The 16,660-nt window shown below is 63.8% G+C and carries 17 protein-coding genes; 9 read left to right on the plus strand and 8 right to left on the minus strand.

From position 1 onward, the window contains the following. Positions 1–17 precede the first annotated feature (17 nt). Positions 18–500 carry a DUF5680 domain-containing protein gene (locus NLM32_RS29855; protein ID WP_254132341.1) on the minus strand — a complete coding sequence of 161 codons (483 nt, stop codon included), beginning with the start codon at positions 498–500 and terminating at the stop codon, positions 18–20. Between the two features lie 3 nt (positions 501–503). Then, positions 504–1,655 carry a zinc-binding dehydrogenase gene (locus tag NLM32_RS29860; RefSeq protein ID WP_254132342.1) on the minus strand — a complete coding sequence of 384 codons (1,152 nt, stop codon included), beginning with the start codon at positions 1,653–1,655 and terminating at the stop codon, positions 504–506. 109 nt (positions 1,656–1,764) lie between these two features. On the opposite strand from NLM32_RS29860, the gene NLM32_RS29865 reads away from it, so the two are divergent. The 4 genes from NLM32_RS29865 to NLM32_RS29880 all read left to right on the plus strand — a co-directional run bounded on the left by NLM32_RS29865 (position 1,765) and on the right by NLM32_RS29880 (position 5,642). Beyond that, positions 1,765–2,244 carry a GNAT family N-acetyltransferase gene (locus NLM32_RS29865; protein WP_254132343.1) on the plus strand — a complete coding sequence of 160 codons (480 nt, stop codon included), beginning with the start codon at positions 1,765–1,767 and terminating at the stop codon, positions 2,242–2,244. A gap of 250 nt (positions 2,245–2,494) precedes the next feature. After that, positions 2,495–3,742 (plus strand): MFS transporter, encoded by a 1,248-nt coding sequence (locus tag NLM32_RS29870; protein ID WP_256568304.1) that lies wholly within the window; start codon positions 2,495–2,497, stop codon positions 3,740–3,742. Between the two features lie 52 nt (positions 3,743–3,794). After that, the gene (locus NLM32_RS29875; protein ID WP_254132344.1) at positions 3,795–4,961 is read left to right on the plus strand and encodes a CynX/NimT family MFS transporter; all 1,167 of its coding nucleotides are present in this window, start codon (positions 3,795–3,797) and stop codon (positions 4,959–4,961) included. A 69-nt stretch (positions 4,962–5,030) separates the two neighbouring features. Then, positions 5,031–5,642: a PilZ domain-containing protein gene (locus NLM32_RS29880; RefSeq protein ID WP_212331855.1), complete on the plus strand. Its 612-nt coding sequence runs from the start codon at positions 5,031–5,033 to the stop codon at positions 5,640–5,642. On the opposite strand, the gene NLM32_RS29885 is transcribed toward NLM32_RS29880, so the two are convergent. Continuing rightward, positions 5,629–5,832, minus strand: coding sequence for a hypothetical protein (locus NLM32_RS29885; RefSeq protein ID WP_254132345.1), 204 nt, complete (start codon positions 5,830–5,832; stop codon positions 5,629–5,631). The genes NLM32_RS29880 and NLM32_RS29885 overlap by 14 nt on opposite strands. A 140-nt stretch (positions 5,833–5,972) precedes the next feature. Between NLM32_RS29885 and NLM32_RS29890 the strand changes: the two genes are divergently transcribed. Continuing rightward, positions 5,973–6,599 carry a transglutaminase-like cysteine peptidase gene (locus NLM32_RS29890; RefSeq protein WP_254132346.1) on the plus strand — a complete coding sequence of 209 codons (627 nt, stop codon included), beginning with the start codon at positions 5,973–5,975 and terminating at the stop codon, positions 6,597–6,599. A 164-nt stretch (positions 6,600–6,763) separates the two neighbouring features. Here the strand turns inward: NLM32_RS29890 and NLM32_RS29895 are convergent, their stop codons facing one another. The 4 genes from NLM32_RS29895 to glsA form a co-directional block, all read right to left on the minus strand. Further along, entirely contained in the window at positions 6,764–8,104 is a 1,341-nt protein-coding gene (locus NLM32_RS29895; RefSeq protein ID WP_254132347.1) for an amidohydrolase family protein, read from the minus strand. A 25-nt stretch (positions 8,105–8,129) separates the two neighbouring features. Beyond that, entirely contained in the window at positions 8,130–8,693 is a 564-nt protein-coding gene (locus tag NLM32_RS29900) for an HdeD family acid-resistance protein (RefSeq protein WP_254132348.1), read from the minus strand. 399 nt (positions 8,694–9,092) lie between these two features. After that, the gene (locus NLM32_RS29905; RefSeq protein WP_254132349.1) at positions 9,093–10,733 is read right to left on the minus strand and encodes an MFS transporter; all 1,641 of its coding nucleotides are present in this window, start codon (positions 10,731–10,733) and stop codon (positions 9,093–9,095) included. A gap of 69 nt (positions 10,734–10,802) precedes the next feature. Then, positions 10,803–11,801, minus strand: coding sequence for a glutaminase A (gene glsA, locus NLM32_RS29910; RefSeq protein ID WP_254132350.1), 999 nt, complete (start codon positions 11,799–11,801; stop codon positions 10,803–10,805). Between the two features lie 374 nt (positions 11,802–12,175). On the opposite strand from glsA, the gene NLM32_RS29915 reads away from it, so the two are divergent. Then, on the plus strand, positions 12,176–12,385 hold the full coding sequence (locus NLM32_RS29915; RefSeq protein WP_254132351.1) for a hypothetical protein: 210 nt from the start codon (positions 12,176–12,178) through the stop codon (positions 12,383–12,385). A gap of 18 nt (positions 12,386–12,403) precedes the next feature. Here NLM32_RS29915 and NLM32_RS29920 read toward each other — a convergent pair whose 3' ends face one another. Beyond that, positions 12,404–13,111 (minus strand): GntR family transcriptional regulator, encoded by a 708-nt coding sequence (locus NLM32_RS29920; protein WP_254132352.1) that lies wholly within the window; start codon positions 13,109–13,111, stop codon positions 12,404–12,406. Positions 13,112–13,379: 268 nt separating this feature from the next. Here NLM32_RS29920 and NLM32_RS29925 point away from each other — a divergent pair, with 268 nt between their 5' ends. The 3 genes from NLM32_RS29925 to NLM32_RS29935 are packed head-to-tail and all read left to right on the plus strand — an operon-like array spanning position 13,380 to position 16,658. Then, on the plus strand, positions 13,380–14,366 hold the full coding sequence (locus tag NLM32_RS29925) for an ABC transporter ATP-binding protein (protein ID WP_254132353.1): 987 nt from the start codon (positions 13,380–13,382) through the stop codon (positions 14,364–14,366). Positions 14,367–14,409: 43 nt separating this feature from the next. Continuing rightward, complete coding sequence (locus NLM32_RS29930) at positions 14,410–15,699, plus strand: PotD/PotF family extracellular solute-binding protein (RefSeq protein WP_254132354.1); 1,290 nt, start codon at positions 14,410–14,412, stop codon at positions 15,697–15,699. Next, positions 15,699–16,658: an ABC transporter permease gene (locus NLM32_RS29935; RefSeq protein ID WP_254135451.1), complete on the plus strand. Its 960-nt coding sequence runs from the start codon at positions 15,699–15,701 to the stop codon at positions 16,656–16,658. Before NLM32_RS29930 ends, NLM32_RS29935 begins: the two co-directional genes overlap by 1 nt. Positions 16,659–16,660 lie beyond the last annotated feature (2 nt).

Consider the following 16,660-nt stretch of genomic DNA (forward strand, 5'->3'; position numbering starts at 1 on the left):
GGCGTGGATCTCCAGATTCATCGCAACAAGCCGCCACTATACCGCAGTTCGTAAAGCGATGCGCCATCATGCCGCGCGATCGTCTCGATGCCATGGAAGCGATCGAGCGCGCCCTCGGCCTCGTTGCGATAGATCATGCCCGCCTGCTCAAACCGGCGCGGTCCTCGAACGGGCTCCTCGACGCTGACGCCCAGCAGCGCCTGGCGCAGGGATTTGTAGACGGCGAGAAAACTGTCCCGCTCCTTGATCTCTGCGCCGACGCCTCCGCTGTAGCTCATCGACCAGATGACGCGATCGTCGCGCGACACGGTCTCCTGGCCGACGAAAAATCCCATCCCGAAATAGATATCGCGATAAGCGTAAGGCAGCGCACGGTGCTCGAGCTGCTTTGAGCCGGCGAGCAGCGGCGCGGCCACGGTCGCGTCGTCATCGAGGCCTGCATAGGTGCGCCGCTTGGCTTCGACCAAAAATGCCGCGAGATCGCGCGGAATGGACGACATCGTCTACTCCACCAAGTCCGGCCACGGCACGATGGTCGATTTCACCGTCTTCATCGCCATCGCGTCCTTCACGGCTTGCGAGACGCCCTCCTCCGTGAACGGATAGATCGTCTGCATCTTCAGCCAGGGATATTTGTCGCGGGTGCGATAGAGCATGTCGACGCCGAGCGGCAGATCGTTGCCGGTGAAGCCCCAGGATCCCAGCACGTTGAGGTCCTTGGTGCAGATGCGGTGCCAGGAGGTCTCGATCGAGCCGGCGTCGGTGAACTGGCCCATCTCGACATAGGTGCCGCCGTCGCGCAGCATCTCGATGCCCTCGGGCCCCGCGGTCGGGTGGCCCGAGCAATCCATCACCAGATCAGCACCAAAGCCGCCGACGATCTCGCGCACGCGCGCGATGCGCTCCTGCGGTGATTTGATCTCCTCGATATTGACCGTCGCTTCCGCGCCGAACTCGCGCGCCAGCTTGAGGCGCGGCTCTTCCGGCGCGCCGACGCAGATGACGCGCCCTGCTCCCATCTCGCGTGCCGCCGCGACCGCCAAAATGCCGATCGGGCCGGAGCCCTGGATCACCACCGTGTCGGCCCAGGTGAACCCGCCGGCGCGGGTCGCGCGGTTGAAGGCGCGGATGCAGGAGGTCAGCGGCTCCGACAGCGCGCCAAGGCGCAGCGACATGTCGTCGGGCAGCTTGTAGATCTTGGTGCCCGGAAGCATGTCGAGATCGACATAGACATATTCGGCCCAGCCGCCCCACATGTGCGGCGCCTTGTCGAAGCCGAGATAGCGGCCGTAATAGACCGGCGTCAGGCATTTGTTGGCGGTCTGCGGATAGTGGATGCAGTAATAGCATTTGCCGCAGGGCATCAGCGGCGGGATCATCACCTTCGATCCGACCTTGAGCGGCTTGCTCATGAAATCCTCGGTGAACTCGTCACCGCATTCGACGATGACGCCGCCGATCTCATGGCCAAGCGTGAACGGCCAGGGCAGCGGCTTCGGCCAATGGCCTTTCAGGATATGCAAATCCGTGCCGCAGACGCCGCACGCGCCGATCTTGATCAGCGCACCCTTGCGGCCGACCTTCGGCCACGGCACGGTCTTGATCACGGGCTCCGAGCCCGGTCCGGCGTGGGTGCAGACGCGGATCTGTTCCATGGCTGTTTCCTCGGGGCCCGTCTGTTATGATTGATGGGTGCGGGCGTGGGGCGAAGCGTATGTGAGATGCGCGGTCGTGCCAAGGTGCGATAGTTCGGGGACAACGCCGATGCTGCGTGATTATCGCGACGACGATGCCGAAGCGATCATACGCGTCGCGCTCGCCGCATTCGCCGAGTTCGAGCAGCACTATTCCGACTGGCCGTTGTTCAACACCAATGTCGCAAAAATGCCGACGCTCGCGAGAACCGGCGAGATCATCGTCGCCGAACATGACGGCCAGATCGTCGACGCCGTGGCCTATGTCGGCCCGAAGGCGCCGAAGCCGGCCTTCTTCGAGCCGGCCTGGCCGATCATCCGCATGCTGGTGGTCGACCCCTCCGTACGCGGCAAGGGCATCGGCCGGCAACTGACGGAAGAATGCCTGCGCCGCGCGGAGCGCGACCAGTCGGGTGTCATCGCGCTGCATACGACGCCGATCATGACGGTCGCGCTGCCGATGTATCTGCGGATGGGATTTGTCTGGGTTCGCGAGGCGCCGGATATTCTGGGCGTGCCGTATGGGGTGTATGTGAAGTCGCTTGCGTAGTCTCCTGGCTACATCGCCGCGACAAACTCCGCCGTCATCCTGAGGTGCTCGTCTTGCGAAGCAAGGCGAGCCTCGAAGGATGGGCCGCGAGCGCTTGCGGCTCATCCTTCGAGGCTCGCTTCGCTCGCACCTCAGGATGACGGCGGTGTGTGTGGCGACAGTGCATGGCAGATGCCTGAGCACATCCAAGTGTCTTGAGCGCCCGCCGTCGAACGTGTAAGGCCCGAGCAGTCCCCATCCAGGTGCTCCCTTGAACCCCCTCCCCCAAAATCCCGTGGCTGCGTCCGGCTCGTTCGCGGCGATGAAGTCCGTGCCCTATCGACTCCAGTTCATCGCTTACGTGCTGGCGATGATGGCGGACAATATCGAGCATGTGATCAGCTACTGGGTGGTGTTCCAGAAATTCCACTCGCCGACGCTGGGCGGTTTTGCGGTGCTGTCGCACTGGCTGCCGTTCCTGCTGTTCTCGGTCGTGGTCGGCGGGCTCGCCGACCGGTTCGATCCGCGCCGCATCATCCAGTGCGGCATGCTGCTGTTCATCGTGGCCTCGGCCGGCTGGGGCTTCTTCTTCATCACCGACACCATCCAGATGTGGCACGCGATGCTGCTGCTGGTGATCCATGGTTGCGCCGGCGTGCTGTGGCAAACGCCGAACCAGCTGCTGCTCTACGATCTCGTGGGTCCTGCCGACCTTCCGAGCGCGGTGCGGCTGAACGCGATGGCGCGCTATCTCGGCATCCTGGTCGGGCCTGCGGTGGGCGGGCTCATCATGCTGACGCTCGGCACCTCGCACGGCATCATCTTCAACACGCTGTTCTATCTGCCGATGCTGCTGTGGCTGTTCTGGGCGCCGGTGCGCGACAGCAGCATGGCCGTGCGGCGTTTCGCCGTGCGCGGCTTTGCTGACATCCTGCTGACAATGCGCGCCATCGGCACCCAGCCGGTGCTCACCGCCATGACATGGCTCGCCGGCCTCACCTCCTTCATGATCGGCAACGCCTATCACGCGCAGATGCCGGGCTTTGCCGGCGATCTCGGCCATGGCGATCCCGGCGTCTCCTACAGCGTGCTGCTCGCGGCCGATGCCGCCGGCGCGCTGCTCGCCGGCATCGCGCTGGAATCCTGGGGACGGTTGAAAGGCACGCCGCGCACCGCGATCCTGCTGGCAACGCTGTGGAGCGTCGCGCTGCTCGGCTTCGCCGCGGTGCGGATCTATCCGGTCGCGATCGTGCTGCTGTTCTTTGCCGGCTTCTTCGAGCTATCGTTCAACACCATGGCGCAGGCGCTGGTGCAGTTGAATGCGCCGGCCGATATCCGCGGCCGCGTCGTCGGCCTCTATAATATGGCGGGACTTGGCATGAGGGCGTTCAGCGGCATCACCGTCGGCGTCTTTGGTGCCGCGATCGGCATTCACTGGTCGCTGGGACTATCGGCCGCAGTGCTGCTGATGCTGCTGCTTTTGCTGTATCAGCGCGCGGCGAGGACGACTGTCGGTTGACTCTCGTCCCTCCCCACCGCACGCTCGATCAGCGGGCGGGGGAGATCAGGCATTGCGCAATCGCTGGACCATTCTTGCGATCCTGTTCGTCGTTCGCCTCACCATCGCGTTCCAGTTCCAGAGCGTGGCCGCCGTCGCGCCGCTGCTCAGCAAGACATTCGGTGTCGGGCTCGCCGACATCGGCATCCTGATCGGGCTCTATTTCACGCCGGGTGTCGTGCTGGCGCTGCCGGGCGGCGCGATCGGCCGCACCCTCGGCGACAAACCGACCACGATCGCCGCGCTGCTGCTGATGACGGCCGGCAGCCTGGTGATGGCCACCACCGAGATCTGGGCCCTGCAGATGGCAGGCCGGCTGATCTCCGGCGCCGGTGGTGTGCTGCTGACGGTGCAGCTCACCAAGATGGGCACCGACTGGTTCGCGGGGAAGGAGATCGCCACCGCGATGGCGATCTTCGTCAACTCCTGGCCGGCGGGCGTTGCGATCTCGCTGCTGGTGCTGCCGGCGATCGGCACCGCCTATGGCGCGGGCGCCGTATTCGCCGCGACGGGTGCGCTGAGCGCGATCGGTGTTGCGCTGATCATGTTCTATCAGCCGCCACCGGGCGCAACGGTCAGCGCCGCCGGCTCTGCGCGTCTCGATCCGCTCGCGCTGCTCGCAGTGATCGTCGCGGGCCTGATCTGGGGCCTCTTTAATGTCGGCTTCGCCATGATCTTCTCGTTCGGCCCCGCCTTGCTCGCCGAACGCGGCTGGAGCATCGCCGCGGCAGGCTCGGCGATCAGCGTCGTGATGTGGCTGTCGGTGGTTTCGGTGCCGGCCGGCGGATACCTCGCCGATCGTTTCAAGCACCCCTTTATATTGGTGATCACCGCCAGCCTCCTGGTGGCCGCTCTGCTGGCCTGGTTGAGCCGGTCCGACGCCGTCATCACGATTCTGGTCCTGATCGGCCTGATCGGCGGCCATCCGGCCGGCCCGATCATGAGCCTGGCCGCCCGCGTGCTCGTGCCGGAGACCCGGGCGATCGGGATGGGCGTGTTTTACACCCTCTTCTATGCCGCGATGATGCTGGGGCCGGCGGTGGCCGGGCGGCTGGCCAAATCGGCGGGGACGGCGGCGGTCGCGCTCGACCTCGGCGCGCTGACGGTATTGGCCTGCCCGCCCTTGATGTGGCTTTTCGAATGCATTGTGTCGGTGCGTATTCGTCGCGCCAAATCATAACGCGGCATTAACCCTATGCACCTTAGGGTCGTGCCGGACTCCGCCCGGGCGGGGGGTCGGGTAGTGAAAATGGCGTTGGCGAACAAAAAATTTCTTCCGGCCGCCGAGGAACGTCGGCGTTTCCAGCGGGTGAAGGTGCACCTGCTCGGCCGTTACATGCTGCCGGATCGCCGTGAATTCCCCTGCCAGGTGATCAACATGTCGCCCGGCGGGCTGGCGCTGCTGGCGCCCGGCATCGGCAATGTCGGCGACCGCGTGGTCGCCTATCTCGACCATATCGGCCGCGTCGAAGGCAAGATCACCCGGATCATCGACAACGGTTTTGCCATGACGGTCGGCGCGACGCCGCGCAAGCGCGACAAGCTCGCCGCCCAGCTGACCTGGCTTGCCAACCGCGACATTCTCAACCTGCCGGAAGATCGCCGCCACGACCGTATCGTGCCGCGCAACCCGATCGCGGTGCTGACGCTCGAGGACGGCACCAAGATGACCTGCCGCATCATCGACCTCTCGCTGTCCGGCGCGGCCATCGCCGCCGAGAACCGCCCGCCGCTGAAATCGACGGTGATGCTCGGCCGGGTCCAGGGCCGCGTGGTCCGAAACCTCGAAGACGGCTTCGCGCTGGAGTTCCTGCACTCGCAGCCGATCGAGACACTCGAAGAGAGCGTTACCGCGCGGTAAAGCGAGAGCTCCCCAAAACCGCTGTTTTCCAGGCCTCAAAGGCGGCTTCCGTGATCCGGACGCCGCCTTTTTCGCGCGCGGCGGTGACCATTTGCGCGTTAACGCGCAGCCTGTTCGCGCGCTGAAACATCGGCTCCGCCAGCGTTTCCGCGTTAATCCCTAAAATTTGAATCAATTGCAGTATTCTCAAATTTTACTCGAATTTTCTTCAAGTATAGATCGAATTCACCTCGCCTTTTACTTGCATTCGTCTCGACTTGACTTGGTCGACTTAGCGGCAACTCAAAAGCTCCATGCGAAATGTGGTCCCAACAAGAAACGGGGGCCGCAATGTTGGACTTCAGGGGACGGGGGAAGGCACTGGCACTTGCTGCCATGCTCTTCGGGATCAGCGCTGCAGCGCAGGCCGGTGAAAGCCGTCTGCTCTACGCGAGCCTCGGCGACACCACGCGTGCGCCGATCGGCTGGGTCGAGTTTTGTGCAGAGAATGCCGCTCAGTGTCAGGGCGGGCCGACGCAGCCGCGCGACATCGTGATGTCGCAGACCGCGTGGCGCGATCTGACCAAGGTCAATCGCTGGGTCAACGAGACCATCAAGCCTTTGACCGACCAGGAGCACTGGGGCGTGATCGAGAAGTGGTCGCTGCCGACCGACGGTTACGGCGACTGTGAAGACTACGTGCTGTTGAAGCGCAAGATGCTGATTGATGCCGGTTGGCCGCGTGAGGCCCTGCTCATCACCGTCGTGCGCGACAAGAAGGGCGAAGGACACGCGGTGCTGACGGTGAAGACCGACAAGGGCGAGTTCGTTCTCGACAATCAGAACGAGAGCGTCGTTGCCTGGACGGAGACCGGCTACCGCTTCGTCAAGCGCCAGTCGCAGGCCGATCCCAATGTCTGGGTTTCGCTCGGCGATACCAAGCCGGCGGTCTCCACCGCCAGCGCAAGAGACCAGTAGTTAGATCAGTAGGAACGAGACAACGAGTTACGCGACCCGGTCACATCCCCACCCCTCCCCGTCCCAGACCGGTTCGCGCGCGGCCAGCCATCCCCCAATGGCTGGCCGCAACTTTTTTGAGACTTTAAGACAGCCCTTCGAGGTGCAAACGACGCGCGCCTTCGTCAGCGCGGCAGGATGTTCTTGTAGACCTTGCCGTCCTTCATGATCACCACAAAACTCTTCGCGGGATCCGCAACGAGGGTGATGTCGTCAAGCGGATTGCCATCGACCAGCAGGAGATCGGCGAGCGCGCCCTCCTCGACCACGCCGAGCTTGCCGGGATAGGGATTGCGCAGGCCCGACAGGCTCAGCAGTTCGGCGTTGGTCGACGTCGCCATCACCAGCGCTTCGGCCGGCGTGTACCACCGCGTCAGCGCGGCCAGCATCGAGCCCTGCTTCTCCGCCAGCGCCTGCGAGAACAGGACGTCGGTGCCGAAAGCGGTCTTGAGGTGGTATTTCTTTGCCAACTCATAGACACGGTCGGTGCCGGCAACGACCTGCCGCAACTTGTCCTGCTCCGAAGGCCCGAGCCCGGCGCCGGCCGACATATCCAGGAACGGCTGTGTGCTCAGCCAGATCCCCTTCTCCGCCATCAGCTTTGCGCTCGCCTCGTCCATGAGGTGACCGTGCTCGATACATTTCACACCGGCGGCGATGGAGCGCTGGATCGCGACCGGCGTATAGGCGTGCGTGGCGACGTAGGTGCCCCAATTGTCGGCGGCCTCGACGGCGGCGCGCAGCTCGGGCTCGGTGAAGGTGGAGACGTCGAGCGGGCTGAACGGGGATGCGACGCCGCCGCCCGCGGTGAGCTTGACCTGCGAGGCCCCCTGCATCAGCTGCTCGCGGGCGCGCACGCGCACTTCGTCGGGACTGTCGGCAACCATGCTGCCGCCGATCCGCTCCATGCGGCTGAGCATGCCGCCGATGGTGCGCGGCAGATCGGAGAGCTGGCGGAAGTCGCCGTGACCGCCGGTGATGGTGATGATGGCGCCGGACGGATAAATGCGCGGACCGGCAACGAGGTCCTCGTCGATGGCCTGCTTCAGGCCAAAGGTCGGCCCACCCATGTCGCGTATGGTGGTGAAGCCGCGCATCAGCGTTGCGGTCGCCTCGCTGGCGGCGAGCAGATTGTTGTAGCCGATATCGCCTGCAAGAGCCGCCATCGGCGTCGGGCGCACCAGCATGGCGTGCCAATGCGCATCGATCAGCCCCGGCATCAGCACACGGCCGCCGCCGGCGATGATCTGGCTGGTCGCGGTGATGTCCGTGGTCGAGATCTTCTCGATCTTGCCGTCCCTGACGAGGACATTGGATGCGGCCGAGAGCGTCGCGTTCCTACCGTCAAAGATCCTGACGTTGCGGAACAGGACGGTCGCGTCCTGCTGGCCGGCCGCAGGCGATGCGCTACAGACAATCATTGCGAGCAGCGCCGCGAGGCCGGCCCGCATACTCAATCCCGACATGTTCGATCTCCGCGCTGAGGTGCCGCTACGCGGCGGCTCCGACAGGCCGCCAGGCAATGGTCAGCCAGCCGATGCCGTGCGACAACAGATCAATGCCGAGCAGCATGCCCAACACCCAGAGCCCTGTCATCGGAAAACCGGTGAGAATGATCAGACCGGCGAGCACGCCGAACAGTCCGGACGCCAACATGATGCCGCCGCCCTGCTGCCAGCGGCCGATGCCGATCAGGATGCGGACTATTCCGGAGATCAGGAGTGCAAGGCCAAGCGCATAGGTCAGCAGCAGCGCGCCGGTCAGCGGCTGGCTGATGAGCACGATGCCGAAGGCGATGTAGAGAACGCCAAGCACCACCTGCCAGACAAAGCCGCCCCAGCCCTTGGTCCAGAACGCGTGGAAGACCTCGAAGGCGCCGGTGGCAATCGCCATCCAGCCGATGAACAGCGCGCTGATCACGGTAAAGAAGGCAACATCGCCCAGCACCATCAGCCCCGTGAACACCATGAAGAGACCCAGGAGCACGCAGACCCAGCGGCGTGGCTGCGGCAGGCCGGTCGCGCCCATGGGCGCACCATGATCGTAAGTCGTCATGACCTTCTCCCTTGATTATCTCCAGCGCCAGCCGCAATGGCGCCGACCGCGATGCCACCAGCACACCCAGCGCCGGCGCTTCCGATGCCGCGGCGGTGGCCGGTGCGGCGGTCGATGTGGTGGTCGATGCGGTGGGCGGTGTGGCGGCCGAGGCGATGGGCGGTTGGGTGACGCCGACGACGGACCGGCACCTTGCGCGTAGGTTTGGCCGGCAGGATCACGCGCGCCGGAGGCAGAATGATCGGCCGGCGACGCCTCAGGCAGAGCCTCGGCGTCCCCTGACCAAATGCTTGCTCCTGCGCCCGCCAGGATAACACCGCCGAACAGCGTGCGCAGCGCATCGCGGCGATCGATCTCATGCATAGGACCCTCCTTCACAAAGTCCCCTGCCCTCTGAACTCACGTCTTTGCAGCCGATTCATCACTCGGAATCTCACCCGGCAGATAATCCGGCAGCCGCCCGGCCGGGATGATCGCGATCAGTGCGAGGCCCGCCATGAAGAGCAGTCCAATCTTCAGCGCACGCAGCCGCGCTTCGGTATTCACGCGCACGGCTTCGGCGACCTGTTGCGGCGATCCGTTCGTGCGTTCCAGAACGCTGAGCAGACGGTCGTTGCTGACGAAAGTGATGTTGTCGAGATCGACCTGGGCCTGCAGTTCCGGCGTCAGCAGCGGGCTCGCCGTGATCTTGCCGAGCGCGATCGTGCTGAGCAGGCCGACCATCAGCGCACCGGCCACCGCCGTTCCGACCGCGGAAGCCAGGTTCTGCGTCGTCCCGCGCAGGGACCCGACGTCGCCCGCGAGTATCTTCGGCGACGACGTCACCAGGACGTTGAACAGCAACGTCACCAGCGAGCCCTGACCGATGCCGAACAGGACGAGCCCGAACAGCACCGGAACCTCGCTCCAGTCGTTGTGCACGACGAAGGCGAGCCAAGCCAGCCCGACGGTGCAGAAGGCGAAGCCGTAGCGGCCGATCTGGCGCGGTGTCAGCCGGTCGTAGACATTGACGATCAGCATTGCCGCGAAGAAGACGGTGAGATTGAACGGCATCATCGCGATCGCGGTCGCGAGCGGCGTGCGCCCCTGCACGATCTGGATGTAGAGCGGCACGGTGAAATTCAAGGCGGCCTCGAGCGCCACCACCGCAAACAGCGAATAGACGGCGCAGCGTTCTTCGGGAGAGTCGATCACCGCAAGCGCCAGCAACGGCGTCTTGCCGGCGGCCTGCCGCCGGTGCGTCCACATCAGGAAGGCCTGGCCCAGCACGATTCCGAGCACGATCATGACCGGCGCGGGCGAAAGACCGACGAGATCGAACGGCGCATTCGCCGTCGCAACCGCAAGGCCCCATCCGTTGAGATTGTTGAAGCCGAAACTGATGAGGACAATCGCACTCGCGGCGAGCACGACGCCGACGAGATCGATCTCCACATCCGGCCGGCCGTGATCGGGCTTCAGACGGAAGCTCAACAGGAACGCGATGGCGGACGCAGCAATCAGAACGCCGAACGTCGGCCGCCAGCCGATATAAGTTCCGAGCACGCCACCGATGATGAAGGCCAGAACGCCGGCGGCTGCGCGCGCCGAACCAAGCGCACCAAGTGCGGTTGCCTGCTGCTTGCCTGCATAATTCTCGGCAATCAGCGCAACCAGCGAGGGCACGATCACCGATCCCGCCGCGCCACAGAGCGCCTGCGCAGAGATCATGACGGAAGCCGACGGACTGAAGGTCATCATGATTTGCGAGATGAAGAACAGCACCACTGCGCCGCGAAAAACCCGCAACGCACCGAAACGCTGCGCAAGCTTGGCGCCGAGCATCACAAAACCCGCAACCAGCATCGAATACGCCACGATGCCCGTCGCGACGGTCGTTGGCGGCACACCGAAACTCGCGACCATTCCGCCCATCGCCACTGGCAGTGAAGCGACATTGAACGACATGATCATCTGGCCCAGCGCAATCGCGATCATGGGAACCCACGACGCGCGCTCCTCCTGGTGAATGCCGCCGATCGACATTGTCTGCGTGACCATGACGTCCCTCCGGCTTGGTTAGCGTTGCGATCGGTCAGGCCTGCGGGCCCACCGATCTTTTTTGCGCATTCATTGTTCCGGTTGCGATACGAACAGATCCATCCCCAGCCGCTGCGACAGGAATTTTGCCGCGAGCTGTCCCCGCACGCTGTTGCCGGCCGCGTCGAGCGGCGGCGCGAAGGTGCCGAAGCCTCCCTTGCCCGGCGACACCGCGACGATGCCGCCGCCGATCCCGCTCTTGCCGGGCAGCCCAATATCGTAGAGCCAGTCGCCCGACGTCTCATACAGCCCGGCGGTGATCATGACGGCGAGCGCGTAATGGCAGACCGCGGCATCGACGACACGCTGCTTGGTGACCGGGTTGACGCCGCCATCGGCCAACGTCGCTCCCATCACAGCGAGATCGCGGGCGCTCACGTTGAGCGAGCACTGCCGTGTGTAGAGATCGGTCGCTTCCTTGGCGTCGCAATAGATGCGGTCGAAGCTCTCCAGCAGCCGCGCGATGCTGCGGTTGCGGAAATTGGTCTGCGACGCCGACGTATAGACCTCTTCGTTGAGCGGCAGCGTGCGGCCGGCAAAGCGCGACAATCCGTCGTGGATGAATGACCACCGCGCTTCGGCAGTCGCGCCCGGCGCAAGGCTCGTCGTCGCGATCGCGCCGGCGTTGACCATCGGATTGGTACGGCCGCTACCCTGCTCGATTGCGGCAAGCGAATTGAACGGAAGACCGGTCGCGTTGGCGCCGAGCTTCGCGCGCGCTTCCTCGGGTCCGATGGTCTCACAGACCAGCGCGAACAGGAACGGCTTCGACACGCTCATGATCGAGAATTCGTAGTCGACGTCGCCGGCGCCATAGACGTGCCCGCCGGTGCCGACCACGCAGACGCCGAACAACTCGCTCGGCACCCGGGCAAGCGCAGGATAGACCTGCGAGTTCTCGCCATCGCGATTTGATTTGAAGCGCCGCTGCGCCTCGTTGACCAGCGACTGCACAGTGTCTGGGGCCGGCAGGTGGCCGGTCGAGACATAGGCCGGCTCCCGCTCTTCGACTGCCGAATGCGACGCCATTGCACCACTCCGTGGAACGGATTCGACTGTGGCCGAAACAGATCCAGAACTCTCCGCGCGACGGTAAGTTGATGCTCCTGTCCTACCAGAGTCAATTTGCAACTATAGGGCGATTTTGCAATTCAGCCATACGCCTCCAATGGAAATACATCTCAAGAGGCATTTGTTTGGGACGCTTCGAAAAATGAGTAAGCGAGGCTGCCTCGCTTGCATCAAACTCTCGTCAAAATCGAGCAGCGCGCACAGCCTCCAGACAACGCAAGATTGCAACCGAAGCTGACAGGCGTACGATCGGGCGATCTGCGCGCCAGGAGACCAATGGGGCGAGCGGTGGGCTTCAAGCCCAAGGCGCGCAGCAAGCGGTGAGGCGTAACATGGTGGCACAAACGACTGATGGTCCCGTCCTGCTCATCAAGAAACTCGGCGGACTCTTCGCAATCATTATCGGATGCCTGCTGACCGCGGTCGGCGTGACCTTTGAATCCGGCGGCACGACGTTCATCGGTGTCCTTCTGCTGGTCATTGGCGCTGTTCTGCTGGTGCTGAAGATCATCAGGCGCAACGAAGGATCTTCGCTGTCCTAGCCGAGCGGTGCGGTTCGCTTACGCGCCCAGCACGTCGGCGAGCCGCAGCTCGTCGGCGGCGGGATCCTTCAGGAACAGCTCGGCCTCGATCTCGTTCAGATGCGACAGCATCTGCGAGCGCGCAGCCTGCTTGTCGCGCTTGCGGATCGCGGTGACGATCTCCGCATGATGATCGGTGCCGCAGGCCGGCGTGTCGTGACGGCGATAGAGCAGGATGATCAGCGAAGAGCGCGCGATCAGCTCCTTCAGAAAGCCGAGATAGATGCTGTGACCGCTCATCTCGGCGATGAGACGGTGAAATTCGCCAGAGAGCCGAACTGACGCGCGCGCGTCGCCGCGCAATTCCGCCTCACGCTCTTCGGCGAGATGTTGCTGGAGACGATTGATCCATGCGGGCGAGACGGCTTCGCAGGCGTGATCGACGATGGTGGGCTCGATCAGGCGGCGCGCTTCGAACACCTCGCGGGCATCCGCAGGCGTCGGGCGCGCGACGAAGGCGCCGCGGTTCTTCTCGATGTTGACGATGCCCTCATGCGCGAGCTGCTGCAGCGCGGTACGGACCAGCGTGCGGCTGGCGCCATAGATCTCGCCGATCTCGTCTTCGCCGAGCTTGGTGCCCGGTAGCAGGCGATGCTCGAGGATCGCCGCAGTCACGCCTTCCCTGATCCGGCTGACGCGATCGCTCACGTCGGGCGCATCGGATTTCGGGCGGGATTTGGCGGCCATTCGTTCGAGGGTTGGGTTTGAGGGTTTGGTCGGCGACGTTCGGTCTCGAATGGTAATCGACGAGCTGTATCCAATCACAGGCGAAACTTTATACAATCTTCGCCCATTTTGTGTGCATACTATCGCCCGCGCGGCAGGTCGCGCAGCGCTGCTGGATTCGATCTAACGATTTGACTCCACTGCACAGTTCTAAGATTCGGCCGGCCAAGGGCGGTTGGCACGGACCTTGCGGAGAGACGCGGAGCACCGCCCCTCCTTCGGACACACCATGGCCACTCCTGCCGCTCTCGAACTGGTCGCCGTCACCAAGCGCTACGACACGACGCTGGCGGTCGACACAGTCAATCTGAAGATCCCCGCCGGCACCTATTGCTGTCTGCTCGGACCGTCCGGATGCGGAAAAACCTCGACTTTGCGGATGATCGCGGGCCACGAAGCCGTCAGCGATGGCGACATCATCCTGGGCGCGCAGAACGTCACCGACCTCGAGCCCGCCAAGCGCGGCACGGCGATGATGTTCCAGTCCTACGCGCTGTTTCCGCATCTGAGCGTGCTCGACAATGTTGCGTTTGCCCTGAAAATGCGCGGCGTCGACCGCGCGACGCGGCACAAGCGGGCCGGCGAATTGCTGGAGCTGGTGGCGATGAGCCCTTACGCCGGCCGCCTGCCGGCCCAGCTCTCCGGCGGCCAGCAGCAACGCGTCGCGCTCGCCCGCGCGCTGATCACCGAGCCGCAGATTCTGCTGCTCGACGAGCCGCTGTCCGCACTCGATCCGTTCCTGCGGGTGAGGATGCGCGGCGAGCTGAAGCGGCTGCAGCGCGAGCTCGGCATCAGCTTCATCCAGGTCACCCACGGCCAGGAAGAGGCAATGGCGCTCGCCGACCACATCGTGGTGATGAACCAGGGCAGGATCGAGCAGCAGGGCACGGCCCGCGACATCTTCCATCATCCCCGCACCGAATTTGTGGCCCGCTTCATCGGCGGCCACAACGTCCTCAGCGACGCCGGCAAGCTCATCGCCGTGCGCGCCGATCAGCTCGGCATCAAGCCGGTCACTGACGGCGCGTTCGGCGCACCGGCGCTGCTGACCCAGACCGAGTACCAGGGCTCCTACGTCGCCGTCTCGCTCACGCTCGACGACGGCACCGCCCTGTTCTCCCATGTTCCCGAGGCCACCTTCGACGTCCACCCGTTCCGTCCGGGCGACCGCGTGCTGGCCACCTGGGATCCCGCCAAGGCGCAACGTCTGCAATAGCGCCGTCACCATAGAAAATGCGCAACACAGAGGAGTGACTGGAATGACTGAGACCACCAAGAAGACCGGCGTCAGCCGCCGCACGCTACTCAAGAGCACCGCAGGTCTCGCCGGCCTTGCCGCCGGCTCCGGCGCCATCACCGGCTTCCCCTACGTGATGTCGGCCGAGCCGAAGGTGCTGCGCTATCTCGGCACCGCTGTGAACGAGGGCGACGACATCTCCAAGCAGTGTCTGAAAGACACCGGCATCAAGATCGAATACATCACCGCGACCACCGACGACGTCACTAAGCGCGTGATGACCCAGCCGAACTCCTTCGACGTGCTGGATACCGAATATTTCTCGCTGAAGAAGATCGTGCCGTCGGGCAACATCCTTGCCCTCGACGCCAAGAAGATCAAGGAATTCGACAACATCACGCCGGTCTTCACCAAGGGCGAGACGCCCGGCGGCAAGAAGATCGGCGGCCAGGGCACCGCGCCCTGGAAGGTGCTGTATCTCGAAGGCAAGGACTCCAAGAAGTTCGCGACGTCGGCGACCGAGTTCGTCACGCTGATTCCGACCGTCTACAACGCCGACACGCTCGGCATCCGCCCCGACATCATCAAGCGCCCGATCAACTCCTGGGCTGAACTGCTCAACCCCGAGTTCAAGGGCAAGGCCTCGATCCTCAACATCCCCTCGATCGGCATCATGGATGCCGCGATGGTCGTGGAAGCCACCGGCAAGTACAAATATGCCGACAAGGGCAACATGACCAAGGAAGAGATCGATCTCACCATGAAGGTGATGACCGAAGCCAAGAAGGCCGGCCAGTTCCGCGCGTTCTGGAAGGACTTCAACGAGAGCGTCAACCTGATGGCCTCGGGCGAAACGGTGATCCAGTCGATGTGGTCGCCGGCGGTGACGAAGGTGCGCTCGATGGGCATCGCCTGCACCTTCCAGCCGCTCAAGGAAGGCTATCGCTCCTGGGCCTCGGGCTTCTGCGTCTCCAAGGGCGTCTCGGGTCCGAAGCTCGACTGGGCCTATGAGTTCGTGAACTGGTTCTTGTCCGGCTATGCCGGCGCCTATCTCAACCGCCAGGGCTATTACTCGGCCGTGCTCTCGACCGCGAAGGCGAACATGGAGCCCTACGAGTGGGCCTACTGGATGGAAGGCAAGCCCGCTGAGAAGGACATCAAGGCGCCTGACGGCTCGCTGCTGGAGAAGGCCGGCGCGGTGCGTGACGGCGGCTCCTACGAGGACCGCATGGGCGGCGTCGCCTGTTGGAACGCCGTGATGGACGAGAACGACTACATGGTACGCAAGTGGAACGAGTTCATCGCCGCGTGATGGATACGTCGGAAGACATCCTGCAACAACCATCCCCGGACCTCGTCCGGGGATCGGTGACGGCGCGCCCTGCGAAAGCGGCGCGCCTGTCGCCCTCCTTCATCTCCTGGCTTCAGGCCGGGCCGATGATGCTGGTGTTTCTCGCCTTCTTCCTGATCCCGCTCGTCTTCGTCGTCATCGTCTCGTTCTGGGACTACAACGAATATCAATTGCTGCCGGCCTTCTCCGGCCGCGGCTACACCGACACGTTCGAAGGCTGCATCGCGCAGCTCCCCGATCTCTGCACCATCGCCAAGACCTATCTGAAGACGCTGAAGCTGTGCTTCCTGGTCTGGGCCATCACGCTCTTCATCGGCTTCTGGGTCGCCTATTTCCTCGCCTTCCACATCAAGTCCAAGACCTGGCAGATGGGACTGTCGCTGCTCTGCACGATCCCGTTCTGGACCTCCAACGTCATCCGCATGATCGCCTGGATCCCGCTGCTCGGGCGCAATGGCCTGGTGAACTCGGGCCTGATGAAAACGGGCCTGATCGGCCAGCCAATCGAATGGCTGCTGTTTTCCGAATTCTCCGTGGTACTGGCGCTGGTTCATCTTTTCACCTTCTTCATGGTGGTGCCGATCTTCAATTCGATGATCCGCATCGACAAGTCGTTGATCGAAGCCGCCTATGACGCTGGCGCCACCGGCTTCCAGACGCTGGTCAACGTCATCATTCCGCTCGCCAAGCCCGGCATCGTGATCGGCTCGATCTTCGTCATCACCATCGTGATGGGCGACTTCATCACCATCGGCGTGATGGGCGGCCAGCAGATCGCGGCGGCCGGCAAGATCATCGAGACGCGGGTGAACGCGCTGCAATTCCCGGCCGCGGCCGCCAATGCCGTGATCCTGCTCGTCATCACCTTCCTGATCATCACGATGATGTCGCGCATCGTCGACATCAAGAAGGAGCTGTAGGC

This window comes from Bradyrhizobium sp. CCGUVB14 (genome assembly GCF_024199935.1).
GTDB lineage: Bacteria > Pseudomonadota > Alphaproteobacteria > Rhizobiales > Xanthobacteraceae > Bradyrhizobium.

Coding starts and splice junctions, on each gene's coding strand:
- NLM32_RS29900 (WP_254132348.1), bottom strand. CDS start 8,693: ATGACGACTTACGATCATGGTGCGCCCATGGGCGCGACCGGCCTGCCG.
- NLM32_RS29925 (WP_254132353.1), top strand. CDS start 13,380: ATGGCCACTCCTGCCGCTCTCGAACTGGTCGCCGTCACCAAGCGCTAC.
- NLM32_RS29855 (WP_254132341.1), bottom strand. CDS start 500: ATGTCGTCCATTCCGCGCGATCTCGCGGCATTTTTGGTCGAAGCCAAG.
- NLM32_RS29890 (WP_254132346.1), top strand. CDS start 5,973: ATGTTGGACTTCAGGGGACGGGGGAAGGCACTGGCACTTGCTGCCATG.
- glsA (WP_254132350.1), bottom strand. CDS start 11,801: ATGGCGTCGCATTCGGCAGTCGAAGAGCGGGAGCCGGCCTATGTCTCG.
- NLM32_RS29860 (WP_254132342.1), bottom strand. CDS start 1,655: ATGGAACAGATCCGCGTCTGCACCCACGCCGGACCGGGCTCGGAGCCC.
- NLM32_RS29920 (WP_254132352.1), bottom strand. CDS start 13,111: ATGGCCGCCAAATCCCGCCCGAAATCCGATGCGCCCGACGTGAGCGAT.
- NLM32_RS29930 (WP_254132354.1), top strand. CDS start 14,410: ATGACTGAGACCACCAAGAAGACCGGCGTCAGCCGCCGCACGCTACTC.
- NLM32_RS29915 (WP_254132351.1), top strand. CDS start 12,176: ATGGTGGCACAAACGACTGATGGTCCCGTCCTGCTCATCAAGAAACTC.
- NLM32_RS29905 (WP_254132349.1), bottom strand. CDS start 10,733: ATGGTCACGCAGACAATGTCGATCGGCGGCATTCACCAGGAGGAGCGC.
- NLM32_RS29895 (WP_254132347.1), bottom strand. CDS start 8,104: ATGTCGGGATTGAGTATGCGGGCCGGCCTCGCGGCGCTGCTCGCAATG.
- NLM32_RS29935 (WP_254135451.1), top strand. CDS start 15,699: ATGGATACGTCGGAAGACATCCTGCAACAACCATCCCCGGACCTCGTC.
- NLM32_RS29880 (WP_212331855.1), top strand. CDS start 5,031: ATGGCGTTGGCGAACAAAAAATTTCTTCCGGCCGCCGAGGAACGTCGG.
- NLM32_RS29865 (WP_254132343.1), top strand. CDS start 1,765: ATGCTGCGTGATTATCGCGACGACGATGCCGAAGCGATCATACGCGTC.